22 protein-coding genes are annotated in these 26,680 nt (G+C 54.2%); 10 read left to right on the top strand and 12 right to left on the bottom strand.

Annotated elements, in window-relative coordinates; translation table 11 throughout:
* Positions 1 to 193: 193 nt before the first annotated feature.
* Positions 194 to 1,168 carry an acetylxylan esterase gene (locus JMJ04_RS41940; protein ID WP_201376355.1) on the top strand — a complete coding sequence of 325 codons (975 nt, stop codon included), beginning with the start codon at positions 194 to 196 and terminating at the stop codon, positions 1,166 to 1,168.
* Between the two features lie 10 nt (positions 1,169 to 1,178).
* Here the strand turns inward: JMJ04_RS41940 and JMJ04_RS41935 are convergent, their stop codons facing one another.
* Positions 1,179 to 1,649, bottom strand: a complete 471-nt coding sequence (locus tag JMJ04_RS41935) for a M67 family metallopeptidase (protein WP_201376354.1) — start codon at positions 1,647 to 1,649, stop codon at positions 1,179 to 1,181.
* 202 nt (positions 1,650 to 1,851) lie between these two features.
* On the opposite strand from JMJ04_RS41935, the gene JMJ04_RS41930 reads away from it, so the two are divergent.
* A complete protein-coding gene (locus JMJ04_RS41930) occupies positions 1,852 to 4,989 on the top strand; it encodes an alpha-mannosidase (protein WP_201376353.1) in 3,138 nt (1,045 codons plus the stop codon).
* A 129-nt stretch (positions 4,990 to 5,118) separates the two neighbouring features.
* Here the strand turns inward: JMJ04_RS41930 and JMJ04_RS41925 are convergent, their stop codons facing one another.
* The 4 genes from JMJ04_RS41925 to JMJ04_RS41910 form a co-directional block, all read right to left on the bottom strand.
* The gene (locus JMJ04_RS41925) at positions 5,119 to 5,784 is read right to left on the bottom strand and encodes an HAD family hydrolase (RefSeq protein ID WP_201376352.1); all 666 of its coding nucleotides are present in this window, start codon (positions 5,782 to 5,784) and stop codon (positions 5,119 to 5,121) included.
* Between the two features lie 507 nt (positions 5,785 to 6,291).
* Positions 6,292 to 6,504: a hypothetical protein gene (locus JMJ04_RS41920; protein WP_201376351.1), complete on the bottom strand. Its 213-nt coding sequence runs from the start codon at positions 6,502 to 6,504 to the stop codon at positions 6,292 to 6,294.
* Positions 6,505 to 6,650: 146 nt separating this feature from the next.
* Positions 6,651 to 6,791, bottom strand: a complete 141-nt coding sequence (locus tag JMJ04_RS41915; RefSeq protein ID WP_201376350.1) for a hypothetical protein — start codon at positions 6,789 to 6,791, stop codon at positions 6,651 to 6,653.
* A 152-nt stretch (positions 6,792 to 6,943) separates the two neighbouring features.
* Entirely contained in the window at positions 6,944 to 8,155 is a 1,212-nt protein-coding gene (locus tag JMJ04_RS41910) for an epoxide hydrolase family protein (RefSeq protein ID WP_201376349.1), read from the bottom strand.
* Positions 8,156 to 8,504: 349 nt separating this feature from the next.
* Between JMJ04_RS41910 and JMJ04_RS41905 the strand changes: the two genes are divergently transcribed.
* From JMJ04_RS41905 to JMJ04_RS41895, 3 genes are all read left to right on the top strand, one after another.
* A complete protein-coding gene (locus JMJ04_RS41905) occupies positions 8,505 to 11,315 on the top strand; it encodes a winged helix-turn-helix domain-containing protein (protein WP_201376348.1) in 2,811 nt (936 codons plus the stop codon).
* Positions 11,316 to 11,579: 264 nt separating this feature from the next.
* Positions 11,580 to 11,858: a hypothetical protein gene (locus JMJ04_RS41900; RefSeq protein ID WP_201376347.1), complete on the top strand. Its 279-nt coding sequence runs from the start codon at positions 11,580 to 11,582 to the stop codon at positions 11,856 to 11,858.
* Positions 11,859 to 11,863: 5 nt separating this feature from the next.
* The gene (locus tag JMJ04_RS41895) at positions 11,864 to 13,147 is read left to right on the top strand and encodes an ATP-grasp domain-containing protein (protein WP_201376346.1); all 1,284 of its coding nucleotides are present in this window, start codon (positions 11,864 to 11,866) and stop codon (positions 13,145 to 13,147) included.
* Between the two features lie 850 nt (positions 13,148 to 13,997).
* Here the strand turns inward: JMJ04_RS41895 and JMJ04_RS41890 are convergent.
* The gene (locus JMJ04_RS41890; RefSeq protein WP_201376345.1) at positions 13,998 to 14,156 is read right to left on the bottom strand and encodes a hypothetical protein; all 159 of its coding nucleotides are present in this window, start codon (positions 14,154 to 14,156) and stop codon (positions 13,998 to 14,000) included.
* Positions 14,157 to 14,230: 74 nt separating this feature from the next.
* Here JMJ04_RS41890 and JMJ04_RS41885 point away from each other — a divergent pair, with 74 nt between their 5' ends.
* Positions 14,231 to 15,364, top strand: coding sequence for a 3-keto-alpha-glucoside-1,2-lyase-like domain-containing protein (locus JMJ04_RS41885; RefSeq protein WP_201376344.1), 1,134 nt, complete (start codon positions 14,231 to 14,233; stop codon positions 15,362 to 15,364).
* Positions 15,365 to 15,418: 54 nt separating this feature from the next.
* On the opposite strand, the gene JMJ04_RS41880 is transcribed toward JMJ04_RS41885, so the two are convergent.
* A complete protein-coding gene (locus JMJ04_RS41880) occupies positions 15,419 to 16,390 on the bottom strand; it encodes a threonine ammonia-lyase (protein ID WP_201376343.1) in 972 nt (323 codons plus the stop codon).
* A 271-nt stretch (positions 16,391 to 16,661) separates the two neighbouring features.
* Here JMJ04_RS41880 and kal point away from each other — a divergent pair, with 271 nt between their 5' ends.
* Positions 16,662 to 17,087 carry a 3-aminobutyryl-CoA ammonia lyase gene (gene kal, locus JMJ04_RS41875; protein ID WP_201376342.1) on the top strand — a complete coding sequence of 142 codons (426 nt, stop codon included), beginning with the start codon at positions 16,662 to 16,664 and terminating at the stop codon, positions 17,085 to 17,087.
* 144 nt (positions 17,088 to 17,231) lie between these two features.
* Here kal and JMJ04_RS41870 read toward each other — a convergent pair whose 3' ends face one another.
* From JMJ04_RS41870 to JMJ04_RS41850, 5 genes are all read right to left on the bottom strand, one after another.
* Positions 17,232 to 17,843, bottom strand: a complete 612-nt coding sequence (locus tag JMJ04_RS41870) for a type II toxin-antitoxin system PemK/MazF family toxin (RefSeq protein ID WP_201376341.1) — start codon at positions 17,841 to 17,843, stop codon at positions 17,232 to 17,234.
* Between the two features lie 257 nt (positions 17,844 to 18,100).
* On the bottom strand, positions 18,101 to 19,246 hold the full coding sequence (locus JMJ04_RS41865) for a Gfo/Idh/MocA family protein (RefSeq protein WP_201376340.1): 1,146 nt from the start codon (positions 19,244 to 19,246) through the stop codon (positions 18,101 to 18,103).
* Positions 19,247 to 19,336: 90 nt separating this feature from the next.
* The gene (locus tag JMJ04_RS41860) at positions 19,337 to 20,386 is read right to left on the bottom strand and encodes a sugar phosphate isomerase/epimerase family protein (protein ID WP_201376339.1); all 1,050 of its coding nucleotides are present in this window, start codon (positions 20,384 to 20,386) and stop codon (positions 19,337 to 19,339) included.
* 164 nt (positions 20,387 to 20,550) lie between these two features.
* On the bottom strand, positions 20,551 to 21,645 hold the full coding sequence (locus JMJ04_RS41855; protein WP_201376338.1) for a Gfo/Idh/MocA family protein: 1,095 nt from the start codon (positions 21,643 to 21,645) through the stop codon (positions 20,551 to 20,553).
* Positions 21,646 to 21,901: 256 nt separating this feature from the next.
* The gene (locus JMJ04_RS41850; RefSeq protein WP_201376337.1) at positions 21,902 to 23,050 is read right to left on the bottom strand and encodes an RNA-guided endonuclease InsQ/TnpB family protein; all 1,149 of its coding nucleotides are present in this window, start codon (positions 23,048 to 23,050) and stop codon (positions 21,902 to 21,904) included.
* Between the two features lie 145 nt (positions 23,051 to 23,195).
* On the opposite strand from JMJ04_RS41850, the gene JMJ04_RS41845 reads away from it, so the two are divergent.
* The 3 genes from JMJ04_RS41845 to JMJ04_RS41835 all read left to right on the top strand — a co-directional run bounded on the left by JMJ04_RS41845 (position 23,196) and on the right by JMJ04_RS41835 (position 26,624).
* Positions 23,196 to 23,870 (top strand): response regulator transcription factor, encoded by a 675-nt coding sequence (locus JMJ04_RS41845; RefSeq protein WP_007923223.1) that lies wholly within the window; start codon positions 23,196 to 23,198, stop codon positions 23,868 to 23,870.
* On the top strand, positions 23,854 to 25,497 hold the full coding sequence (locus JMJ04_RS41840) for a sensor histidine kinase (protein WP_201376336.1): 1,644 nt from the start codon (positions 23,854 to 23,856) through the stop codon (positions 25,495 to 25,497). Before JMJ04_RS41845 ends, JMJ04_RS41840 begins: the two co-directional genes overlap by 17 nt.
* Before the next feature lie 161 nt (positions 25,498 to 25,658).
* Positions 25,659 to 26,624: a TerC family protein gene (locus tag JMJ04_RS41835; RefSeq protein ID WP_201376335.1), complete on the top strand. Its 966-nt coding sequence runs from the start codon at positions 25,659 to 25,661 to the stop codon at positions 26,622 to 26,624.
* Positions 26,625 to 26,680 lie beyond the last annotated feature (56 nt).

Raw genomic sequence — 26,680 nt, 5'->3', positions numbered from 1 at the left:
GGCAAGCGTCTCCCTTTTTGCTTTTCATCCTTTATTTATGGTACGGGAGACAGCTTAAGAACGAATACTTCAAAGGCAACGTCGCACTCCATAAGGCCTCCCAGGTATTGTATACTGGAAAAACGTTTGCCTGTCATCGATGCAGGCATCTGTGTCATGCCCACATAGTATTTTGTTAGAGGGAGATCTTTATATGATCGTTGATATGCCTCTCGCGGAACTTGAGCAGTACCGTCCCGCGCTCACCGCCTCAGCCGATTTTGATGCCTTCTGGCAGGCGGCGCGGGCCGAAAGCGATGCACGGCCCCTGGATGCCCAGTTTGAAGTCCAGCCCTATGTCGTCGACCGGGTAACGGTCTATGATGTGCGTTACAACGCGTATGATGAGCGGACGCGTGTCGCGGGATGGTACATTGTGCCGAACGAAGGCTATCGCCTGGAGAAAGATGGCAAAATCCCGACGATTGTGCAGTATCATGGGTATTCTGGCGGCCGGGGACATATCGCGTCATATCTGCACTGGGCCTTACAGGGCTACGCGGTATTGACGGTCGATACGCGTGGCCAGGACGGCCAGACGCCCGATAACTACCCCTATTCTGGCGGTGGCTTCGTTGGTTTTATGACCAAGGGTCTCAGCGATCCACGTGAGTACTACTACCGGCATGCATATATCGATTGTATGCGTGCTATTGATGTTGTGCGTTCGCTCCCCGAGACTGGTGACATTATCATCACGGGTGGAAGTCAGGGGGGAGGCCTGACCCTGGCGGTGGCGGCGCTGGCTCAGAACAAAGGGATTGTCGCGGCTATGCCCGATGTGCCTTTCCTCTGCCACTTCCATCGCTCCATCGAGGTGTTCGGCGCGGGCCCCTATCACGAACTTGTGGACCTCTGGAAGCGGCGCCCCCACACGGTCGAAGCGAGTTATCAAACATTGAGCTATTTCGATGGGATGAACTTTGCGCCGCGCATCACCTGCCCGGTCCTACTCTCCATTGCTTTGCTGGATACGATCTGCCCCCCCTCAAGCGGGTTCGCCGTCTATAACCATCTTGGTGGTGAGAAAGAGCTCAAAGTCTACCCGTTTAATGGCCATGAGGGTGGGAGCGTCATTCACGATGAAGAGAAATATCGCTTTGCGCGCAAGATGTTCCAGCTCGCATAAGCATGCTTTGTTATTGGAAAATGATCTCCAGGCGTTGCAGGCCCTCGCGCTCATAGTGAAAATAGCCTAGCAGCTTCTCGTTCGCCAACTCCTGGGCCTGGTTGAAGGGTCCGCAGACAATCAGCCAGGCCCAGGGAATGCCCTGTTCAGCGTTGACGCGGCGCATGTTGTCGCTATCCGTACTGCTGGCCTGAGCATAGCCTGTTGGGTGACTGTGGTAGACCCCAATGAGTCGTCCCGGATGGCTCATCTCTACTGTTAAGAGTTCCTGAGGGTCAAACTCGAAGTAGACAGGCGAGTTTGCGGTATTGGCCAGAGGATGCGCGTGTTCTATACACCAGTTGCCCTCCTCATCCATGATCCCCAGGAGGGCACCACAGGCTTCAATATGCGCGCGCTGATACACATCTTTATGTATCTCCTCCCGAGCCTCCTGGCTGAGGATGATATGGGTATGGGAAGAACGTTGCTGCTTTTTCATGATGGTGTTGATTCTACTACTTTTCTAATAGCAAATGCTGCATAGCGAGCGCATATCCGTTTGATGAAAGCTTTGTCCTTTTAAAGGCAATAACACAGATACTATAGCATATCGACCAAGCGTTGATTGCTGCCTTGCGGGACTCGATGCTACAATGTTCGCACAGGAACCCTCAAAGGGAAAGAGAGGATAGAAAATATTTATGCCGCTTACCGAGAAAAAGCTAAGGGCTGCGATTAAGCGTATGGCTCAAGCGATGGAGGGACCGCGCCGTCAACTCCAACCCATTCTGCATGCTCCGGCTACTGGCCCAATGACGCTGCCTCCCCCTCCAGATGATGCGGCGTGGCAACCTTTAGAACTCGGCCAGGTGTGGGGACGTAAACACGCGACAACCTGGCTACAGATCTCCGTGCATGCTCCTGACTCGTGGCAAGGCCAGGCCCTCGTGCTACAGTTGCATTGGCCGCAGTCGGAGGATGATGCTCTGTTACTGCGCCTCGAAGCGACGGTCTTTCTTGATGGTCAGGCCATCGGCGCCCTTGACTGGCGCCACCGGCAATTGCTGCTGCCTGAGCAGGTGGGTGATGGGCAAGAGCACCAGCTCACGATCCAGGTCTATACCTATATCCCGCTGCTTTTTGAGGGCTTGACGTTGCATGCGCGCAACGAAACAGTATGGCAACTCTATCATACGATGCACACAGTCTTTGAAGCGGCACTGTCGCTTGACGAAAATGACCTTGTGCGCCACACCTTCATTGAACGCTTAAATCAGGTGCATACGCTGCTTGATCTTCGCGAAGGGTATGCGAGTGCGCGCTTCATTCAATCGGCTCAAGATGCCTTGAAGCTTCTCCAGGAGCAACTCGCGGACGGCTTGAACGCGGGGACGCGCCCCCATATGATTGTTACGGGACACGCGCACCTGGACCTGGCCTGGCAATGGCCGTACTGGCGCTCGCACCAGAAGATCTCCCATACGCTCGCTAATGTGCTGAGCTTGATGGAGCGCTATCCCGATTACTATTATGCCCATAGCCAGCCCCAGGCGCTGCAATGGGTCAAAGAAGACCTGCCTGAACTTTATGAGCGGGTGAAGCAGCGTATTGCGGAGGGGCGGATCGAGCTGGTGGGCGCCATGTGGGTCGAGGCCGATTGTAACCTGACTTCGGGCGAATCGCTGGTACGCCAGGTGCTGCACGGCATGCGCTTTATGGAAGCGGAATTTGGTTATGCGCCACGCTATATCTGGCTGCCGGATGTCTTTGGCTATAGCGCGGCTATGCCACAGATCATGCGCGGCTGTGATATCCCGGTCTTTATGACCACAAAGATCAGCTGGAACCAATTTAACCGTATGCCATGCGATACCTTCCGCTGGCGCGGTATCGATGGGACAGAAGTGTTGACGCACTTTGTGACCGCGCCCGACGTCTCAACGGTCAGCACCTACTATACCTATAATGGTCCCTTCCGCGCCTCGGATATCTGGGGGACCTGGAAGAATTATCGCCAGCAGCAGATCAATGATGAACTGCTCTACCTCTGTGGTTGGGGTGATGGTGGCGGTGGTCCCGAAGAGCATCAGCTTGAGCGCTCGCTTGTACTTCGTGACTTGCCAGGCTTCCCCACGGTGGAGATGGGACGCGTGGATCGCTACTTCGATAATCTCTATGAGCGTGTCTGGGAGCATCCCGAATTGCCAAATTGGGTGGGCGAGCTCTACCTGGAGTATCACCGGGGAACCTATACCTCGCAGGCACGCACCAAGCAGGGCAATCGCCGGGCTGAACTCTATCTGCGCGAGGTTGAACTGCTCAATGCCTGGGGAAGCCTCTATGGCATGCAAACGCGCCAGGAGCGCGTGAATGAGGCCTGGAAGCTGGTGCTACTGAATCAGTTCCATGATGTCCTGCCTGGCTCGTCGATTGCCGAGGTCTATGAGGACGCCTTGCGCCTCTATCAGGAGGCGCATGCGATTGCCTCCGAGGTACGCGACGAGGCTATCACATGCCTGGCCAGTTCCCTGGGCTGGAGGGCGGCACAACCAGGCTTACTGAATACGCTTCCCTGGGAGCGCACCGATCCCGTCCAGATCGCGCTGACTGCTGTCGATGCGGAGACGCTGCCAGAGGGGCAGCAGGTGGAAGACTGGGAAGGCCAGAAGTATCTCTTACTCGATACGGTTAAGGTCCCTTCAATGGGCTTTGCCACGCTTGAGGCCGCTGAAACTGGGGCATCGGAGAGCGCCTGCCGGGCTTCTGTGGATGCCAATGGCCAGATTACCCTCCAGAACGCCTACTATGAGCTGAACTTGACGACAAACGGCGAGATTGAGCGCCTCTATGATAAACTGGCTGAGCGCGATGTGCTGGCGCCGGGGCAAACGGGCAATCAGTTGATTGCGTTTGAGGATCGTCCCTTGAACTTTGATGCCTGGGATATCGATCTCTTCTATGAAGAGAAGCCTTATCCCTTGTTGGAGGCGGCGAGCGTGCGCGTGATCGAGGAGGGTCCCATCCGGGCGACGGTTGAGGTGGTGCGCCCCTTCATGGCCTCACGTGTCACCCAGCGCATCTCTCTCTGGCGTCACTCGGCGCGTATCGATTTCGTGACAGAGATTGATTGGCATGAACACCAGACCGTCCTGAAAGCCGCCTTCCCCGTAGCGATTAACAGTGCCCAGGCGACGTATGAGATTCAGTTTGGGCATATTCAGCGACCGACGCATCGCAATACTTCGTGGGATATGGCGCGCTTCGAGGTCTGCGCCCATCGCTGGATTGATCTCAGCGAGAGTGGCTATGGCGTAAGCCTGCTAAACGATAGCAAGTATGGCCATGATGTGCATGATAATGTCATGCGCCTGACGCTCTTGAAATCTGGCGTCAGTCCAGATCCAGAGGCTGACCAGGGGCTGCATCGCTTCACCTATAGCCTCTTGCCACACCAGGGAGATTGGCGCGAAGCGGGTGTGGAGCGCCGTGCGTATGAGCTAAATGTTCCGGTGCTGCTGGTGCAGGGGACGACCCAGACCACTGCTGCCAGAGCAACGCCGTCGGCTTCATTCTTGCAAACCGACTGTCCGCATATTATTGTGGAGACGGTCAAACCTGCCGAGGATGGCGATGGTCTCATTGTGCGTCTTTATGAAGCGCACAATCGGCGTGGAAAGGCCACTTTGCGCTTTGCCTCATCCATCGTCTCCGCGCAGGAGTGTAATCTGCTGGAGAAGCCACAGGGAGAGGCACAGTATGAAGGCAAGGCCCTGTCCTTCGCCGTGCGCCCCTTCGAGATTAAAACCTTCCGCGTCCATCTGGCCTCCCCCGAGGCATAGACCTGGTGGAATTTAACGACCAGGATCAGTAGTATTGTAGGGTCCATGCTGGCATGGACTCCGAGCGCAGCGACTCCCCAAAGGCTGGGGATCGGCCTGCGGGCCTCGGAGTCCATGCCAGCATGGACCCTACAGGAATTGTTTTGTGGTATAGGTGCGCAGGTCGGCGATGGTGGAGACCGTGATGGTTGGTGTAAAGCCATCGGGTGGGTTGGCATGTGCATACTTGCCTTGCTGGACGAAGACGGTCGTCAGGCGCTGGCCTAGAAAGGCCTTCGTTTCATGCAGAATCTGGGGTTTATCATCGATCATCACAAAGTGGTCCGCTGGGTAGCGCGCAATGATTTCGTCGAGGTGCCTCTGTTTATGCCCATAGATGAGGACGCGTCCCTCGACGGCCTGGGCCAGCCCGCTCTGGTGGATCTTATTATCTTGAAACACCTGGTCGCCATCTGAGACGATGACCGTTGTTCCCAGGGAGCCCAGATGGGCCAGCGTCTCCAACGTATGAGGATAGAGCCGCTCGTCAAAGGGATAGTCGTCAAATATGGCATGTGCGCGTTTATAGGTTTTGGCGTTCATCTCTGTAAGAGGTGTCTCTTCACGCAGGCGCTCCAGTGTAAGCGGGATATCAACGACGCTCTTCTCCGCGCGCACCTCTTCATAGACTTCCCAGAAACGTGTGTTGAGCTTCTCGCCGAGAAGATTTTGTAGCTGATCAAAAAGATCTTGTTTGACTCTATCATTATCAATGAGGGTATTATCGACATCTATCCAGAATGTAAGTGTAGACATAGGAATCTCTTTCGTTTCTTATAGTTGTTATGGTATTAATACGTGTATTGCACAATCGGTAATCTGCTTTTGCGCCTACGGCGCTCAGGAGGGATGGGTATGTGGCACGGCATTTGCCGTACTACATACCCATCCCTCCTCCCTCCGGTGAGCTTGCGAGCCGGGACAGAAAGGAATGGCCTTTGAGATGCTCTGTTACGATGAGCGACCAGGCTAATCACTCGCCTTTCTCTGATGTATGCAAAACTAGGTTCCAAGAAATATGGCGGAACATAGCATTTTCCAGCATTGTAGAACAGTTTTTTAGCCATAAACCAAGTCCCTATGAGAACTTGATAGGTTGAACATCGTACTTCAATCACATTATCTCACTGGCCAAATGTTACGTAAAGGGGGCAAGACATCGACTCACATGATACTTGACACACCTCGCCACGGATGGTGGAACTCCCTCACCATGCGTAGTGCGAATTGAATATTCACCTTGATAGTTTTGTGCTGCTTTTGTTAGTACGTGTGATTCCTTTGCTTGCGTTCTTCGTATTGCTGGCGTAAATCGAGCCCGACAAGCGCTTGGATCACCTCTTCATAGGTGTGCTGGGTTCGGGGAATACATGCATAGACCCCATATTCCAGCTGCGCTTTTTGCAAACGCTGCACTTCTTGGCGATCGCTTTCAACAGGTCTAAAGATTGGATAATAGCAGGGTAAAGGTTCCATATCTTTGATCTTCCTCTGTCTTATGCTTCAACGGCCACAGCTCTTTTACGAAGGAAATCAGCCATGCTACAAACGACTCTGAGTACTTTTCTTCTTCGATTTTATAGGCCACGCCGCAATTTTCCTTTCATGTATCTCAGCCGCTGTCAAGGGTGCGAATTGAGCCAAGCGGTCGTGCCATCCAAAGAAGGCAACTCCTCTTCAATGGGTAATGGAATCGCTGGGAGTGTCATCGGCTGCCCCTCGCTTTGAAAGCGGTGGCGATGAAGGTTGATTTCTTTGGACATGTGTCTCTCTCCAATTGGGAGATAGCCAGCCCGATCAACACGGGCAGACTACCTTCGCGATAGGTCCCGCTTTAGATCAGGTTGATGCGATAGCAATGGTGTCCTGTGGAGAAGACAGCGGGCACGATGTGTGCCCGCTGTCTTCTCCACAACTAGCGCAGGGATCTGAAGCCCGCGCGAACCTCTTCTGCTAAGAGTTGCGGCTGTTCCCAGGCCGCAAAGTGCCCGCCTTTGTCAAGCGCGTTGTAATGGACCAGTTTGGGAAATGCCCGCTCGGCCCAACTGCGCGGGGCCTGATAGAGCTCGTCAGGAAAGACGCTCACGGCAACCGGGATGGAGATGTTCTTGACGTCGAAAAAGCCGAACTTATTTTCCCGGTAGAGACGAGCCGCAGAAATAGCTGTGTTCGTCAACCAGAAGAGCGTGATGTTGTCGAGCACGTCGTCTCGTGTCAGGCCGCCGGGGTGTCCGGCAAAGGCACGTGCGATCAGCTCGTAACTGCGCGTGTCGTGGTCAATCATAAAGGCTGCCAGGCCGACGGGGGAATCCGCCAATCCGGTTAACGTTTGCGGGCGTGTCCCCATCATGACTGCGTAGCCGACGTGCTTATAGAAATAGTCCATCTGCTCATACGCGCGTCTTTCGTCGGCAGAGAGACCGGATGGCGGATTGCTGGACTGGAACACATCGAACGTCTTTGCAACGTCGGGTGGAAAAACGCCAGCCATGTTGGTATGAATGCCGAGCAGCTCCGGAGGCGCCTGCACAGCCATGAGTTCTGTGATAATCGCCCCCCAATCGCCGCCCTGCGCCACAAATTGCGTGTATCCAAGGCGCTTCATCAGCTCTACCCAGGCACGTGCGATGCGGTCGGGGCCCCAGCCGGTCGTGGTCGGCTTGCCTGAAAAACCGTAGCCAGGCATCGACGGGATCACCAGATGGAAAGCGTCCAATGCGCTGCCGCCATGGGCCGTGGGATTGGTCAGCGGCTCGACAATCTTGAGCTGCTCGACGACTGAGCCGGGCCATCCGTGCGTGACGATGAGCGGCAACGCATCTGCATGCTTGGAGCGAACGTGAATGAAGTGAATGTCGAGCCCATCGATCTCGGTGATGAACTGCGGCAGGGCGTTCAGCTTCGCCTCGACCTTGCGCCAGTCGTACTCCGACGCCCAGTAGCGTGCGAGTTCCTGAATCGTCGCGAGCTGCACACCCTGCGACTGGTCTGCGACGGTCTCCTTCTCGGGCCAACGCGTGGCCACGATGCGCTGGCGCAGATCGACGAGCGCTTCTTCGGGAATGTCGATGTGGAAGGGACGAATGGCAAACTGAGTCTGTGTCGTTGTATTAATTTGGGTGTCCATAAGAGTTCTCCTGTGTGTTGATACATTTCAGATGAGTCACTTGACGGGTCAGTTTCCGATCTCTCGAACGTCTCCGTTTAACGACAACCGGAGTATACTGGAATGAAAAGGGAAAATCATGGCGAGAAAGAGCTATTCTCAGGGGGCAATGACCGCTGAAAACCGACACGAAAGTGCTAGCGATCGCTGTCCACTGAAGCAAATACGCGGCGGTACAACTCATCAGGAGAACGACGCGAGAGCGACAAGGCGCAGGGATCACCTCCCTGTGTGGCGGCAAAGCGTTTTCGCAAAAGGTTGACCTGCTGGCGACAACAAGCAAAGGAGATGCAAGAAAGGAAGAACCATCATGGACAATAAAAACCATGGGCACCACAGCAACGCACCTGACCCCATCATAGGCTCACTGCTTGCGACAAAATTCCTTCCCCCGACATCTTCCCACGAGATCATTCCTCGCCCTCGTCTCCTGGCTCTGCTCAATGCTGGCCTCCACCGACGCGTCATGCTCATCTCCGCTGCTGCAGGCTCTGGAAAGACCACGCTGCTTGCCAACTGGGTTCGTTCGTTTGCGCCAGGCCATCCGCCCGTGGCCTGGGTGTCGCTTGACGCGGGCGACAATGTTCCCTTGAAGTTTTGGACCTATGTGCTGACGGCACTGGAGCAGTGCCAACCTGGACTCTCGCTGCTTCCCTTTGCTGCCCTGCAAGTTGCTTTCCTGGACGATACCCCGCAACCTTCCTGGCAAGCAATGCTCACAGAGCTGATCAATGGCGTTGCCCGGCAAAGCGAACCCCTGGTGCTGGTGCTGGATAATTATGAGGAGATTACGGAGCCAGCGATCCATGCCCTGCTTGCCTCGTTGCTCAAGCGCCTACCCCCCACCCTGTGTGTGGTGCTGGTGACACGGACTGACCCTCCTTTTTCTCTTGTTCGGCTACGCGCTCAGGCACAGATCCTGGAATTACGCACCGAGCAGTTGCGTGCAACCAGAGAGGAAATGACCGCTTTTCTCCACAACGTGATGGATCTTCGACTATCCGAGCAGAACATCCAGGACGTGGACACACGCCTCCAGGGCTGGTGGGCGGGCCTGCAAATGGCAGCGCTCGCCTTCAAGGCAAAGGCACCTCCAAAAGGTCTGCTGCAAGCGCCCCTGGGAACCCAGCCCGTCCTTTTCGAGTACCTGGTGCAGGAAGTGCTGAACCGCCAACCAGAGCAGGTGCAGAGCTTTCTCTTGCGCACGTCCATCCTCCCCTACCTGTGTAACTCCCTGTGTAATGCGGTCCTGAAGCAGCAAGATAGTCAGTGCTTCCTGGAGGAATTAGAGCGGTCCAATCTCTTTCTCAATCCCCTGGATGAGGAGCACCAATGGTATGCCTACCACCCCCTCTGGGCCTCGGCCTTGCGTTATCAGTTGGAGCAGACTGCTCCCACCGAGGTGCCGCTGCTACATCTGCGAGCCAGTCAGTGGTATTGGTATGGGGCCCGTCCGATGCCCAGCGAAGCGATCCAGCACGCGTTGCAGGCGCACGAGTGGTCCTGGGCCGCGTGGCTTCTGGAACAGATCCCCAGTCAGCACATCTGGGGTCGCTGCAAAGACCCGTTGCTCCTATCCTGGATTGAGCAGCTTCCCAGCGAGGTCGTGCGTGAGCGCCCTCGTTTATGCCTGGCCTCGGCCCAGAGCCTGTTCTGGAGCGCTCCGCCAGTGGTCACCGAACGCTGGGTGCGCGATGCCAGAAACGCCTGGACACATGTCCATCAGCGGGAAGCACAGACCGGCAGCGTGCGAGGCAGACACGAACCAGAAGCACCAACCTCTCTGTTGGGGGAAATCGCAGCATTACAGGCTACAATTGCGGGTCTCTGTCATGGGGATGCAGGAGCAACGCATGCTTTCTGTCAGGACGCGCTGACCCATCTGGAGGAGCACCAATGGGCAGCACAGCTTCAGGTGACATTTGCCCAGGCTCGGGCGAGCTTCTCTCAGGGGGATTTCGAGCGTGCGATGCAGTACGTGCAGACAGGATGGGGACGGAGCAAAGCGGAGGGAGATCATGTGCTCGAGAATCTCTACTTGTGCGAGGCAACACAGGAGCTAACGATGGCGGGGAAACTGCACCAGGCATGGCAATGGAGCCAGCAGGCGATCAACGCGCTCCAAACCCTGGAGGGGCACCAGTCGGCTCTGCTCTGCTGGCCCTATACGCTCCAGGCCGGAATCTTGCACGAGTGGGACAGGTTAGAAGAAGCCCAACACCTGGCCGAACAGGCGATCCAGCTGGGCGAACAGACCGAAATCCTGGCGTTTTTACCCCTCACATATACAGTGTTGTTGCGAATTGCCCTCTCGCAAGGGAGATGGGAGGAGGCCCAAAAAGTCTCTCAACAGCTGGAATACGTTTGGCGAATCATTTCTTCGCCGTATCGCGCAGCGCTCTGGGATTGTGTCGATCAGATGCGTTTCTGGCTGGCAGGTAGCGAGCTGGAACAGGCACGACGCTGGGTGAGTGATCTGGAGCGGGAAGCGCCGCTGGCCTCCCCTCTGGCGCAGGAGCGCCAGAGCGTTGCATTCGTCCGCCTGCTGCTGGCCGAATCCCAACCAGAGCATGCCTTGCACCTGCTTCTCCCCCTCGTAAAACGGGCAACGGCCGCGCAGCGGTGGTACCATGTGCTGGAAATGTGGCTCTTGCAGGCGCAGGCGTATCACCTGCAGCAGCACCAGCAAGAAGCCCTGGCGCGGCTTTCTCAGGCTGTGCATCTGGGCGCAGCAGAAGGCTACATCCGTCGCTTTGTGGACGAAGGACCACTCATGGCTGGTTTGCTCTCCCAACTTAGAGAACATGGGCCCCAGGAGAAAGATCTCCCGTATCTGGAGAGGCTGGTGCGTGCGTCCAGCCAGCAGCCGGAGACCCAACCACCCCGTCTGGAAAGCGAGCCATCCCCGATATTGCTGGAGCCGTTAAGCGCGCGGGAACAGGACGTGTTACGCCTGCTCGCACGTGGTGCCTCGAACCGGAAGATTGCGGAAACATTGGTGCTTGCCATCGACACGGTGAAGCATCATGTCAGCAATATCCTCACCAAACTCGACGTTACCAATCGCACCCAGGCGGTGGCACAAGCGCGGATGCTTGGCCTTCTTGCCAATGGGAACTGAAGTTCTTCCGACTCAAGCGCGTTCAGCATCCTTCTTGTCATCCAGGATATCGCGCGATACACTGAAGAACAAGGGGAACGCAATCAAGCGATCAAGGCACGCTCTCTTTCGCTACAAAACGCCATGGTTTTTGGAACTATTCTACTACGAAAATGTAATAATGTGGTGTGTAGATGACAGCTTTTGGCGCGCGAAATTGTTTTCATAAGAGCTGGTTGCTGCTATGATAAGCTGAGCATAGGAATCTGCACGAGGTTTGGAAGCATGAAGGTCATCTTTCGCAGTAAAGATTTTGCCAGCATTGATGGTGCTGGCCTGGGTTTTAACCATCGTCGCCCGATGACCGCGCCCTGGCACTACCAGGGACGTGTGCAGCATAGGAACTGGCAAGGCGCCTATGAATGTCATTGGGAGGAGAGCCAGAAATCGGCATTGTCCTCCCAGGAACTTCTCTGGACGGTGCGCGGCGATGCGCGCCTCTTCGGGCTGGCGGCTGCCTTGAAATCAAAGGGTCTTGTTGTAGATGTAGAGCAGGATGAGTAACGCCTATGAGCAATGTACGTAGTATGTATGCAAGAGAAGAGGCCCCAAAGCGTGTTCTCTTGCTTATGTCTCCCTCAACTTATCGCGCTGGTGCGTTTTTGAGCGCTGCGCAACAGTTACAACTGGAGGTAGTTGTAGGGATCGATCTTCCTGAATCGCTGGCGGACTACTGGCATGTGCCGCTGGGGATTGATTTCTCCGATACTCCAACATCGGTGCGTACCATTACGGACTATGCGCGGGAGCACCCTATCACCGCCATACTCTCAGTGGATGATAGCGCCAGCGAGCTGGCCGCTCAAGCTTGTGCCTCCCTGGGGCTTCCTCATAACTCGCCCGGTGCGGCAGAAGCCGCGCGTGATAAACTCTTGATGCGACGCCTGATGTCGGAGGGGGGCGCACCCTGCCCGGTGTTCCGCGATTTTAGTTTGCAGGAAGCACCAGAAGAGATCGCGCAACGCGTAAGTTATCCCTGCGTATTGAAGCCACGTCGCCTCTCCGGCAGTCGCGGGGTGATACGTGCCAATAATCCAGCGGAGTTTCTCCAGGCCTTTTATCGCCTGAAGCGGATCGTCCTGAGCGAGGGATATGCAGAGGAAGAGACGACCTTCCTGGTGGAGGACTTTATTCCAGGGGTCGAGGTCGCGCTTGAAGGTATCCTGACGCATGGGGCGCTCAAAGTCCTGACACTCTTTGATAAGCCAGATCCCCTGGATGGCCCTTTCTTCGAGGAGACGATCTATACCACGCCCTCGCGTCTCTCTCAGGAGGTACAGCAAGCCATCGCAGACTGTGTCTCGACGGCTGCATCTTCATTGGGGCTGCGCCATGGGCCGGTGCATGCCGAGCTTCGCGTCAATGAATCCGGACCCTGGATGCTCGAAATTGCTGGCCGCTCGATAGGGGGCCTCTGTTCTACCATCCTTGAGTTCGGTTCAGGCATGTGCCTTGAAGAGCTGATTTTGCGGCATGCTATCGGTGAAGAAATTCAAATGCTTGAACGTGACACGCACGCGACTGGCGTGATGATGATTCCCATTCCCTCCGCGGGTATCCTCAAAGGGGTGATAGGCGTGGAAGAAGCGGCTGCTGTTCCCTTGATTACAGGCGTCGAGATCACGGCAAAGGTGCATCATCCCCTGGTGCCATTGCCAGAGGGGGCCAGTTACCTGGGGTTTATCTTTGCGCGCGGTGAAACTCCAGTCCAGGTGGAGGAGGCACTGCGGCAGGCGCATCGCTGCCTCCATTTTGAGATCCGCCGAGAGATACCAGTGCTCAGTATGCGCTAGAACGCAAGCAATTAGCGGTAGCGCAGGAAGGTGCGACGCTGCTAAAGCACGCGTCTACATACGACGCACATATTTTTTGGCGAAAAGATACCACTTATTGCTGACTTTATGATACTATAAGCCCAAGCAAAAAAGACTGATTAGTTGTCGTGTGTCCAGCTACCGTGCCTTTCTTCCTAGATTTGTAATATATCTGGCTGCCTTTGCGATATATTTCTAGTAGGAAGAATGTTTTACGGAGGATTGTTATATTTCCTGCGTTAAAGGGATATTTTTTGTACGATTTTTGTAGTATCGACCGCATTGCTATAAGTATAACCCACGCTCGTTGCGCGCTTATCTCTGGTAAGCATACACACTTCTTTGGCTTTCTCGCGTGTTGCTCTATGTATATAAGTCCTTTATAAAGCAGGTTGTAACTACTCAGTTCCTCTCTTTGCGAGGTGTTCTCAGCGTCTGCGACGCTTCGCAGGGGTTAGAGGGTGCGGTGCCAGCCTGGCACCGCACCCTCTAACCCCTGCGGGCCACGGAGTGGCGAGAAGTCCGGAGTAGATACAGCAGATCAATTGTATAGAATTCGCCAATCGACCTAAAGATACCATCTTTCAGGAGTGTGTTGGACTTTCTTGTGGATCTATGCGATACTCAGCGTTAAGCATGTCGGTTGTTATTGGAGGTTTCCATGTCCTCGTCGGTATTTAATATACAAGGACGTCAATGTCCACGCTGCGGCGCGGCATCGCCTATGAATGAGGGGCGTTGTCGAAATTGCGGATTGCTCTTTGAATCGGGACCTGCGATGGGAAATCAAGGGAACGGTGGATCACCATTTGGAAATAATTTTGCTCCTTCAATGCCAGGACTCAACCAGGGGGGGGCCCGGGTTGGGATCAACCGACAAATACCCCTGCTTCAGCGCCAGATAATCGTTCTCAGTGGGGGCAATTTGCGGCTCCTCAATGGGGTCAATCAGCCCCGGCGCAGGAACCAGCGAATAGAAATGCGCCATGGGGAGCACCTGCTAACGCTGCGCCTGGTTCAGGCACACAATGGAACCAGGCGCAGCCTCAAACAGGTTCTGGAATGCAGTGGAACCAACCCCAGGTGCCAATGGGTTCTGGACAGTGGAACCAGCCCCAAACGCCCGCTGGTTCAGGCACACAATGGGATCAGCCCCAAACATCAATGGGTTCTGGACAGTGGAACCAGCCCCAAACGCCAATGGGCTCCGGACAATGGGGACAGCCCCAGGCACCTACTGGATCAGGCATGCAGTGGGGACAGCCTCAGACTCCTAACGCTAGCACTGGGACCCAGTGGGGACAGAATGGCATGGAGAGCGCTTCTCCTTTCGCTGGGAATCAAGGCAGTGAGCGGACTACCGGGAACTCGATTCCTTTCTCGCCCGCCCTTGATCCCTTTGCGCTCTCGGAGCAGAAGAAACGTCCCCGCTGGGGTATGATTATTAGCGCAGTTGTGCTGGTATTGGTTGTGATTATCGCAAGTGTTGGCGGTGTATTCATTTTCTCACATGGGGGCAATGCCGGTACAAACAAGAGTACCGCGACAGTCAATGCGCTCAAACCATTACCCACCCCGACCGGTAAGTCATTGTTTGCCGACACGTTCGCAAATAACAACAATGGTTGGCACCTGGAAAAGGACGCCAAAGGCGCGTTTTCGGCTGCCATAAGCAACGGCGCGCTTACCCTGAACGACAACGATAATAAGCTCTTCACCGAGACACTACCCGATAGTAAGTCATATGGTGACTTCCAGTTGTTTGTGAATGCAACACTTAGCAAAGGCGATCCGAATCCACAGTCGGGCGGTGGTGGCTATGGTGTGGTTATTCGCGCCGCAGCGGCGCAAAACGGCTCATTGGCGACCTTCTATCGCCTTGAGTTGTATGGCGATGGCACCTATACCATTTTCAAGGGCCAGTCTGACGCGGCTAAGACGACGGTACTTGAGGCTCAAACGCTTGTGCCTAATGCCGCGAATCCAGCTATTCAGCCGATGGGCAAGACCAATCAAATTGTTGTGAAGGCCAAAGGGTCCACGATGACCTTCATTGTGAATGGACAGACCATTAAGACGATCTCTGATACCAGCTACTTAAGTGGTTCTGTCGCGTTCTTTGTCTCGAATCTGCCCAAGACAAAACCAGGGGCTGAGGCACAATTTACAAATCTCGCAATCTTTCCTCCTCAATAGGAGGCGAGACGCAGAATAAAGAGGAGGGGCGCGATTCTTTCGCGCCCCTCCTCTTTATTCTGCGGTGAGATACTGAGCATAGAGTTGCGGATCAACATTGCCACCACTCACGACGCAGCAGACGCGTTTCCCCTCAAAGCGCCCTGGCTCGCTTAGGAGTGCTCCCAGGGAGAGTGCACCTGTGGGTTCCACCTTCAGATTTAGGTAACGGAAGCTATGGCGGAGTCCTACCAGGATCGCTGTATCTGGTATCTCAAGGATGTCACTCATGCCCTGGCGCAAGATTTCCCAGTTAAGTTGGCCCAGGCTCAGTGTGCGTGCTCCATCGGCCACAGTCGTTGGTTCATCTGTATTGCTTATAAGCGTACCCTGACGTAGTGAGCGTGCGGCATCATTGCCCAAAAAGGGTTCAGCCCCCAGAATCTCCGTTTCTTTCTGCAAATAGTCCCGAGCAATCACCAGGCCAGAACTCAGTCCGCCGCCGCCAACTGGTACCAGGATAACATCGGGATCAAGGGCCGCAAAGATCTCCATCCCGAGCGTCGAGTTGCCTGCGACGACGCGGTAGTCATCATAGGCGGGGGCCTGGAATGCCTCTGGATGTTGTTGCATTAACTGGGCCACACGCTTGGCCCGGCTGACCTGGCGCACATCCACAAGGTCAACTGTCCCGCCATAGGCGCGTACAGCCTCAATCTTCACCTGAGCTGAAGTTGTCGGCATAACAACGGTACAGGTTTTTCCAAGCAACTTGCTTGCATAGGCGACCGCCTGGCCAAAATTGCCTGACGAGGCCGTAATCACATGCTGATGAGGAATACTGGCGAGCAGGTTATAGGCTGCACGAAACTTAAAGCTGCCCGTGTACTGAAAGGTTTCGCTCACAATTGTCACTTCGCAGCGAAGTTGCTGCGAGAGCGTGGGATCGGCCAAAAAGAGGGTGGGGCGTAGAGCAGGAGGGAGGCGTTCCCAGACCTCGCCAAGATAGGCGCCCGTAAGTTGTGGCGCATGAGTATAGGTTAGCATAAGCATAACTCCCAAATAAAAGTATTCCTCTGTATTGTATCATATATGCATTTCTTATAGTCTTAAAAGGCTGCGGTATGAATACTAAGTAGGGTATGCTGAGCGTCACAGGTGCAAAGAAGCAAAAGGAATATCTTGCAAGCTCTTGCTTTTTAAGCAAATTTTGTACATAATGGACATTAGCCATGCAAAAAAAACTTTTTCTCGCTGAGGTATATTGGACCTAGATACTAACAAACGTTTGTTAGAGATATCGTGAAGGGAGCCATCCATGATTGTCACGTCTGAGTATACTTCACTGCTGCGTGTGCGTTTAAGCACCCATGATGCCCATTACGGGGGACAGCTGGTAAATGGAGCGCACATGCTATCTTTGTTTGGCGATGCTGCGACGGAACTGGCCATCCTCTGTGATGGTGACGAGGGATTATTGGTAAGTTATGAGCATGTGGAATTTCTCGCGCCGCTCTATGCAGGAGATTTCGTAGAGGTGAAAGGGCGTGTCTCACATATTGGCAACACGTCTCGACGCCTGGAATTTGAGGCGTATAAAGTGATCGCGGCACGCCCCGACGTCGGCGCCTCAGCGGCAGATGTGCTCACGGAACCACTATTAGTAGGGAGAGCGGTAGGCACGACCGTCGTCAAAACAGAGAAGCAGAGGATATCTCATCATGTTGCCCAGGAGAAATACTGATTCTTATAGTCGTGAAAATATCATGTAATCTCCCAAAGCTTCTAGTAGAAAATTGACGCAGATTCCCCTTGATCTCTCTGAATGAGACATTGCACGTCATTACATCATTATATTATTGGGTAAACACATCATTATATCTTTACATTATCGGGTAAAAAATGATAGCTGCAGAAACCGCATACCAGCCAATATCTGATGTGTCCGCTGCTCAGTTAGTGACCCAATGTATTCACCTAACTGTGTTTTATCTACTGTCGATACTTTCGAAACTTCCACGACACTTTGCTTAGGCAAATTTGCTTCACCTACTTCGAGTAACACATTACCAGGGGTATTTGCGCGCTTTCTATTCGATGTCAATGCGCAAGCGACTACAGTAGTGATACGGCTATGGTTCAAGATATTCTCTTGAATTACTACATGAGGATGGCGAATGCCCGGTTCTGACCCACTCAGATTTTCTAACTGTACCCAGTATATATTACCTTGGTTGATGATCATTCGCCCTTCGCCGATTGGTGTTTCGGGTCTCGCATCTTGGCCAGACGCTTTTGATGGTTCGTTCAGACCGGGCTGATCTTGATCCATCATATTCATTTCATCTAGTGGAGTTTGACTTTGGTAGTTCCTGATGAAATGCTCAATGGCAATCCCAAATAAATGATTTCGGGAAATTTTGAGGGATTGCGCCAGGATTTCAGCTTGATTGCAAAGCGTTTTTGGGAGAGAGAGAGACGTTTTTATTGTTGCAACCATGGGGCAATACCTTTCTGATCGAGTAGTTACTACACCGAAATGATGGGTGGCGAATAGGGGATCCCAACATTTTTGCCTTCCATTTTCCCCGCATAGGAAGTGACAGTTCTCGCAGAAATAACAGGCCCTCGACCAATTGCTTGATACTTTTCTTTTGGGAGAGACCACACAAAGAGAAGGATCTGGATAGAAACGCCCTGTTGAAACGCTTCATCCAGATCCTTGAATAATCCTTGAGCTAGAGCATTTGTTTGTGTCTACAGTTCAACCCAGACAGCACCCTTTTGTGAGCTCTCCACCGCTTTCACGATGAAGTTCAGGCCACGCAGGCCATCATAGACGTTGGGGTAGCCACCCTGTGTCTGCTCACCTGACTCGACCCGGCGGATGTCGGCGATTGCCAGGCGGTAGATGTTGGCGAAGGCTTCGTAGAAGCCCTCGGGATGTCCGCCAGGAAGGCGCGAGAGTGCTTTGGACTCATCACTCATATACCCCTGGTTGGTACGCAGGATCTGCTGCGGTTGACCATGCGGCTTGAAGATGAGCGTATTCGGCTCCTGCTGGTGCCATTCCAGGCCCGCTTTTGTGCCATAGACGCGAAGCGTCAGGTTATTTTCCTCACCAGCCGCGATCTGCGAGCAGGTCAGGAAGCCCTTGCCACCATTCTCCAGGCGTAGGAGCATGTTGGCATCATCGTCGAGGGCACGTCCCTCCACAAAGGTGGTCAGGTCGGCACAGAGCGAGGTGATCTTTAACCCGGTGACGAACTCTAGCAGGTTCTCGGCATGCGTTCCAATATCACCGACGCTACCCGCAATACCCGATTTCGTTGGATCCGTGCGCCAGGAAGCCTGCTTGTTCCCCTCTTTTTCGAGTGCGTCGAGCAGCCAGTCCTGGACATACTCAACGAGCACCTTGCGCACCTCACCTAGCGCCCCCTGGCGTACCAGGTCACGCGCGTGACGCACGGTAGGATACCCGGTATAGTTATGGGTGAGAGCGAAGACCAGTTGCTTCCCCTCTACTAAGGAGACGAGCTGCTGCGCCTCCTCCAGGCTAAAGGTCATGGGTTTATCGCAGACGACGTGAATGCCTTGTTCAAGGAAGGCTTTTACCACGGGAAAGTGCATATGGTTCGGCGTGGCTACAATCGCGAAATCGATGCCGTCGGCGCGCTGCGCCTCTGCGCGTGCCATCTCTTCATAGCTATCGTATGAGCGTTGCAGGTACCAGCTTGCCGCGGAGGCACGGGCGCGCTCAGGATTAGTCGACATCGCGCCCGCGATGACCTCGGCCTGTCCGTCAAGCTCGGCGGCGATACGATGGACCGCGCCGATGAAGGACCCCTGGCCCCCGCCAACGATACCGGCTCGTAGCCTGCGATTGGCAACCTCTCTAGCCATCGTTTCTCTCTCCTTCTACCTACTACTTATCCGAAATCCTGAGCGCTGGGCGCTCGTCACGAGAGTGGCGTTGGATTTCGGAATAAGAACCTAGTCAAGACCCAGGATACGACGATTGGTCGCGTCATCGGCCGCGCCACCAGCGAAGTCATCGAAGGCCCTGGTGGGAGTATCGATCAGCATGCTCTTGATGAACTCCGCGCCCTCGCGTGCCCCCTGTTCAGAGTCCTTAATGCAGCACTCCCATTCAAGCACAGCCCAACTGGAGTAGCCAATCTGTGTGAGCTGGGAGAAGACGCGCTTGAAGTCAACCTGCCCATCCCCCAGGCTGCGGAAGCGACCAGGGCGATCCTGCCAGTCCTGGTAACCACCGTAGACACCCGAGCGGGGCGAGGAATTAAACTCGGCGTCTTTGACATGGAAGGCCTTGATATGGTCCTTGTAGTACTCAATATAGCCAACGTAATCGAGTTGCTGGAGCACGAAGTGTGAGGGATCATACAGGATATGCACACGGGAATGATTCCCCGTCGCGGCCAGGAAGCGCTCGAAGGTGACGCCGTCATGGAGATCCTCGCCGGGATGGATTTCATAGGCGAGATCAATGCCATACTCATCGGCGACATTGAGGATCGGCTCCCAAAGCTTTGCCAGCTCTTTAAAGCCTAGCTCCACCAGGCCCTGGGGACGCTGTGGCCAGGGATACATGGTATGCCAGAGCAACGCGCCGGAGAAGGTTGGCAGGACATCCAGGCCCAGGTTGCGCGAGGCCTTGATGGCTTTGATCATCTGCCCGGTTGCCCACTTCTGACGCTCCTTTGGATTGTTATGCAGCTCGGCAGGGGCAAAGGCATCAAACATGATATCGAAGGCAGGGTGAACTGCGACCAGTTGCCCAATTAAGTGGGTCGCCAGCTCGGTAATCGCTAAGCCATTGGTCTGACCCTTGAGGTCCTCACAATATTGCTTTGACTCGGCGGCTTTGTCCAGGTCAATAAAATGCGCATCCCAGGCTGGAATCTGGACGCCTGCGTAGCCCAGGCCCTTTGCCCACTGGCTGATGTTTGCCAGGGTATTATAAGGTGCCGTATCCTGGGCAAACTGGGCAAGAAATATCGCAGGTCCTTTGATCTGTGACATTGATCATTTCCCTCCATTGGTTACTATCTTCTTATCCGAAAATCTGAGCGCGCTTGTCCCCGAATGGGGGAAGAGCTAGTCACCCCCATTCAGGGGGCAGGCGCGAGTGATGTTGGGTTTCGGAATAAGAACTCTACAATGATGGATAGAATGGATAGCCTTTATTACCAGAGCTTGGGTCCAACTGGCAAGGGCAGAGGACGCTCACACTGGCTGCTGAGCTCAATGTGTTTCCCCTCATTAGAGGAGTCATGAATGGCTTGCATGATATCAAGCACGTGATAGGCCAGTTCGCCGCTCGCGCGATGCGGGAAGCTACCAGACTGGAGCGCATGCGCCATGTCGGCAATACCGATGCCCCGGGAGTTCACAGTATTGCCATGCGTTAGCTCGACGTCTCTCCACTCATTATCGTCAAAGCGGCGTATGCGAACGGGGCCACCGAATGTATTTGGATCAGGAACGCTCAGTGTCCCCTCTGTCCCATAGATTTCAATCAGGGGCAGGCGATGCGACCAGACATCAAAGCTGGTAATAATCGTGCCAATCGCGCCGCTGGCAAAGTCCAGCGTTCCCGTCACATGGGTAGGCGTATTAACAGTGATCGTCTGTCCATAGAAGGGCTTGCTGGTAATCTTGCGCTCTGGGAAGGTGATACGAGTGGAGCCAGTGACGCGGCGCACGGGTCCCATCATGGCAATGAGCGCGGTCAGGTAGTATGGACCCATATCAAACATGGGACCACCACCCAGTTGATAATAAAAATCTGGATTGGGATGCCAGTTCTCCGGACCATGGCCCAGCATAAAGGCAGTGGACGCGATAGGCGCACCGATAGCTCCATCATCAATCAGTTTAATACATGTTTGAAGCCCCCCACCCAAGAAGGTATCTGGAGCGCACCCCACAAGCAACTTCTTCTCGCGTGCCTCTTCTAACAGCGCCGCCGCCTCTGTGCGGTTGATGCCTAACGGCTTTTCGCTATAGGTCGATTTCCCTGCCGCGATGGCCGCCCGTGCAATCTCCGCATGGACTTTGGGAATCGTCAGGTTGAGTACAATATCGATCTCTGGATCTGCCAGTAATTCCTCGACCGTATAGACCTTGGGCACATGGTATTTCGCAGCCTGGGCCTGGGCACGTTCAAGATCGATATCTGCGCATGCAGTGATGTTTAAAATATCAAATTTCTCTGGCGCCTCAAGATAGATAGAACTAATCGCGCCACAACCAATAATGCCTACGTTTACTTTTCCCAAGAACGGACCTCCGTCATGTATGTTACAGTCATACGCGTATCTTCGGCTTGATACGAGTGAACAAGGTGGGCTCTTCATGCCCCGTGGCATATGAGAACTTCTCCCCCTTTGCCTTTTAAGTCTACAACATAGCCTTGCTTGATGGAAGGGGGAAAACTTCTCAGCCTGGTCTCAGACTTCTCTTAGTCAGGTATCAGTGTGCAGTGATATACTACTGTCAATAACCCCCGCATACATGCAAGGGCTTGCCCACATCCTAGGACTGGGCTTCAGGGCTGATTGACAGCAGCCCACTACCCCGAAAGGCAGTATAGCGGTTGCGAATGTTTACCGCCGCGTTTCTGTCAGCATGGTCGGTGTGACCACAGTGAGGACAGGAGAAGGCATGACGCTTGCGCACACCACGCAAGCCACAACGAGAGCAATTCTTACTCGTGTAGGCAGGGTTCACCTGTGTGACCGTCAGCCCACATTCCTGGGCTTTATTCTCCACACAGGTACGAATGAGACGCCGTTGCCACAGCGACATTCGACGTCGAGGTGCCTTGCCTTTGAGCTTGCCCTTCTCTGGTTTGGGCAGATGCAAGTCCTCAAAGACGAGCACGGCCTTCTCAGGGGTAAAGGTGATCAGTTGTTTCGCTGTTTGCTGTGCAAAGGTGCGTGTGCGGTTGTGTTGTGTGCGACCTAACCGTTTGAGAAGACGCCGAAGACTGCGTGTATCTTTCTTCTCTGCCTTACGGGTCGCGTGTTTACGCTGGAGACGAGCGCGCGTCTTGGCGGTACGTCGGTTTTTGACTTTGATGTCTTTCCCACTCACAAAGAGGGTGTGCCCATCGGGGTCAACGGCGACAAGGGCATTTGTCTCATTCAGATCAATGCCGACCGGGAGAATGCCTTGAGGTTCTGGGGCGTCGAGGGTAAGCGTGACACGCCCAATGAGCTTGCCGTTGCGCTTGAGAATGGTGAGGCTGTCAATCTCAGTGGCGTTCTTCAACGTTGTCTCAAAATCTCGAGGAATGGAATAGGTGAGGTGTTTGCGCCCTGCGACAGTCCAGATGGAGAGGGTGCCACCCTTGCGAAAGTCAGCATCACGCCCACGTTTGCCGACCAGGAACAGAGCACGCGCTTTCTTGAAGAGGAAGGGGCGCTGAGCAGGTTTCTTGTTGGACTTGGCAGAAGCATATGCAGCGGAGACAAGGCGAATAGCGGAGATCGTCATTTGTGCCGAGAGCGAACCCTTCACCTGGTGGTAACAAGCCCGTTGCAACGCGAGAGCACCAAGAGGTTTCCCACCATTGAAGCATGGTTCAGAGAGGGCATGTTGCACCTCCCGAAACACCTCGATGGTGCGCTCAACATCGCTGTCAGGCTCTATCATAATGGGAACGGTTCGTTGTATCAGCATGCACGCATTTTACCACTAAACTGGTGTAGTGTCCAATTTTCTATGTGGCATTGGTGGCAATTTTCCCTACGGTTCAAGCCGAGGGCACCCTTGCCGCAATTCTAGCGGCGATACCCCTTTACAAATTGGAGAAGAGAAGGCAGCAATGAAAGCACATTTACTGGTTGTTGATGATGACCCACGCATTACCGACTTATTGCGACGAATTCTGGCCTATGAAGGATACAGTGTTGCCGTTGCTACCAGTGGTGATGATGCGCTCAAGAGAACATTAGAGCGCGCGCCAGATCTTATCGTCTTAGATGTCATGCTTCCAGGACTCAATGGTCTGGAGGTCGTACAGCGTTTACGCGTAGCAGGAGATAATGTGCCTATCTTACTGCTTACGGCACGCGATACCGTCGCGGACCGTGTGAAGGGGTTTGAGATTGGCGCTGATGACTATGTCGTCAAACCGTTTGCCCCCGAGGAACTGGTGGCGCGTATCAAGGCCTTGCTGAGAAGAAATCAGGTTGAGCGACACGAGATCTTGCACTATGCCGATGTGCAGCTTGATACAGGAACACGTGTCGCTCATCGTGGACCCCGTGAAATAGAGCTCTCACCTACGGAATATGAGCTTCTGGCGCTCTTCTTGCGTCGTCCACGCCAGGTATTGACAAGGGATGTCATCATGGATCGTGTCTGGGGGCTGGACTTCGAGGGGTCATCCAATGTGCTTGAGGTCTATATCGGTTACCTGCGAAACATGCTTGAAGCAGATGGCGAGGCGCGCCTGATTCACACCATTCGTGGTATTGGCTATGTCTTTAGAGAATAATAACCCATCGCTACGCCAGAAGCAGCAGAGTGAGGACACTATCTCTCCTTTTTCCAACAAGCGTCCTCGGCTGTTACGCCTGCGCTTGATTACCTGGTATGGAGGACTGGTCGCGGTTTCACTCCTCTTTTTTGGTGTGCTCGTTTTCCTGTTAACCTCACAGTCGCTCTCCGATAGCGTGGATGCATCGCTACGCGCCGAGGCAGGAACTGCCCAGGCCAACATTCGTGCCGAACTCCTGCGCCATCAACGTTTGCATGCAGACAGCGATTGGCCCACTCCCCTCTCGTTGAGTGTGATCGATACCCATAGTCTCTCTAAAGATACGCTAGGGATCACCGTCAAGGTCTTCGACCAGGCGCATCACTTACAATATGCCTCGAAGAACGAGCCTCTTAATATCACGCCTACAGCAGCGATGTATCAGCGCGCCCTGCAAAATGCAGACGATCCCCAACCATATACGGTATCTGGCCCGAATAAGGAACCTCTGCGCATTTTGGTTGAGTCAATTCATAAACCCCAGGCCACCCCAGGGGGCCAGCCGGGCCCCGTGATTGGCATGCTCCTGGTGGCCAGGTCGCTCAGTCCAGAGGAGGCCACCAAAACCCAATTGCTCTTTCTCCTCTGTACCACGGGAGCGCTGGTGCTGATCACTGCGCTAGGCATCGGCTGGGGGATTACGACCAATGTTTTGCACCCGCTGTCCGATATGGTGAAGACCGCGCGTGATATTGCGAATGAGTCCCGTGGCGTGCATGTGGGCAACTTGCACCAGCGGGTCCAACGTCCGAAGGGGCATGATGAAATGGTCGAGGTCGTAGATACCTTTAATGAGATGCTGGCAGCCTTGGAGAAGGCTGCCACGGCCCAACATCGCTTTATTGCAGACGCTTCACACGAGTTGCGTGCCCCACTAACGACCATCCAGGGAAACCTGGCCTTTCTCCAGCGGCATAGCGATGAGCTGCCCGCCGAGGAGCGCAAAACAATGCTCCTGGATGCGCATAGCGAAACCCTGCGTCTCGCGCGCCTTGTCGACGAACTGCTCCTGCTGGCCCGCGCCGACGTAAGCGCCGATACCATCGTCCCGCCTCCTCCTATTGAGCAGGAACAGAAACTGGCGGTGACAGCTCCACGCGGAAACCCCCGTGAGCAACCAGTCGAGCTGGATCATTCCCTCTTGCAACTGGTTCGCCAACTGCGTGGACGACTGGCTATGGATCAGTCGAGTTTCCAGCTCAAAGTGAGCCATATCGAGCCTGTGCGCGTCTATGGCAATGAAGAGAATCTCCGCCGCATCATGCTGATCCTGCTTGATAACGCGCTCAAATATGCACCTGCCAAGGAAAATGGGCATGGTGGTATCATTACCGTCTCGTTAGAGCGAAAAGGCCAGGAAGCCCTTCTCCAGGTAAGAGATAACGGAATCGGTATTGAAGCTGGCGATCTCCCCCATATCTTCGAGCGCTTCTATCGCGCGGATCGCGCCCGCTCTCGGGAGGGCACTGGCTTAGGCCTGGCGATAGCACACACCCTGGTAGAGCAGCTGAATGGGCGCATTACCGCTGAGAGCCAGCCCGGAGAAGGCAGCACATTCTATGTCTGGCTCCCACTCGCTGTGTAGATCCAAGCTTCTTACCTGCGATTCAGCCTCCTCACAGGCCCACCTTATGCCCATATGTTACGTTGTTTTTGGGTAGTGAGTGTGGTGGATGCTGGCTGCCGCAGGCGCGAGAAGTCACGCACAAAACTATATATGGGTTAATTAGGGAGAGGGAGAGAAGCATGTTCTTTACACAGGGAATCTGGCCATGGGTGTTGTTTAACGCCTTTGTTGTGGTGCTTTTGGCATTAGATCTAGGTGTCTTTCATCGTCACTCACACACAGTCTCAACCAGAGAGGCATTGATCTGGAGCGCGGTCTGGATTGGCCTGGCTCTGGCTTTCAACCTGGGTATCTACATCTTTCAGGGGCCAGACCTCGCCTTGCAATTTTTGACTGGCTATCTCATCGAGAAGTCGTTGAGCGTCGATAACATATTCGTCTTCGTCCTACTGTTTACCTACTTTGCCGTTGCTCCCAGGCATCAACATCGTATTCTCTTCTGGGGCGTGTTAGGAGCACTCATAATGCGCGGCCTGCTGATCGGCGTTGGCACAGTGTTGTTAGAGACATTCCACTGGATCATCTACCTCTTTGGTGCCTTCCTGGTCTTTACGGGTATTCGTATGGGCCTACAGAAATATGAGGCGGTGCATCCGGAGCGTAATCCCGTGCTTAAGCTTCTGCGACGCATTCTCCCCGTCTCACAGGACTATGATGAAGGCCGCTTCTTTACCCGCCACAATGGACGGCTTCTCGCGACACCATTGCTGCTTGTGCTTATTGTGGTAGAGACAACCGACCTCGTTTTCGCGGTTGATTCCATCCCCGCCATTTTCGCGGTTACCAATGACCCGTTTATTGTCTATACCTCAAACGTCTTTGCTATTCTGGGCCTACGTTCGCTCTACTTCGTTTTTGCCAACGTGATTCATAAGTTTTATTACCTGAAAGCAGGGCTGGCCGTCATTTTGACCTATGTCGGCGTGAAGATGCTGCTAGCGGACATCTTCCATATTCCAACCGCGCTCTCGCTTTTAGTTATCGCCATCGTTCTGGTCCTGGCCATTGTGGCCTCGGTGCTCCGTGTGCGCAAGAGTGGAGGAGAGACTGGAAACAAGCAAAAAGAACACACTGCTTCTCGGTAAGCAAAACAAAAAGGTGCTCGGGTCTTACCCCCGAGCACTTTTTTGTTTGTATCTAC

The organism is Ktedonobacter robiniae (assembly GCF_016587375.1).
Lineage (GTDB): Bacteria > Chloroflexota > Ktedonobacteria > Ktedonobacterales > Ktedonobacteraceae > Ktedonobacter > Ktedonobacter robiniae.
The sequence above is the reverse complement of the archived record's forward strand: the minus strand, read 5'-3'. Positions and strand labels throughout refer to the sequence as shown.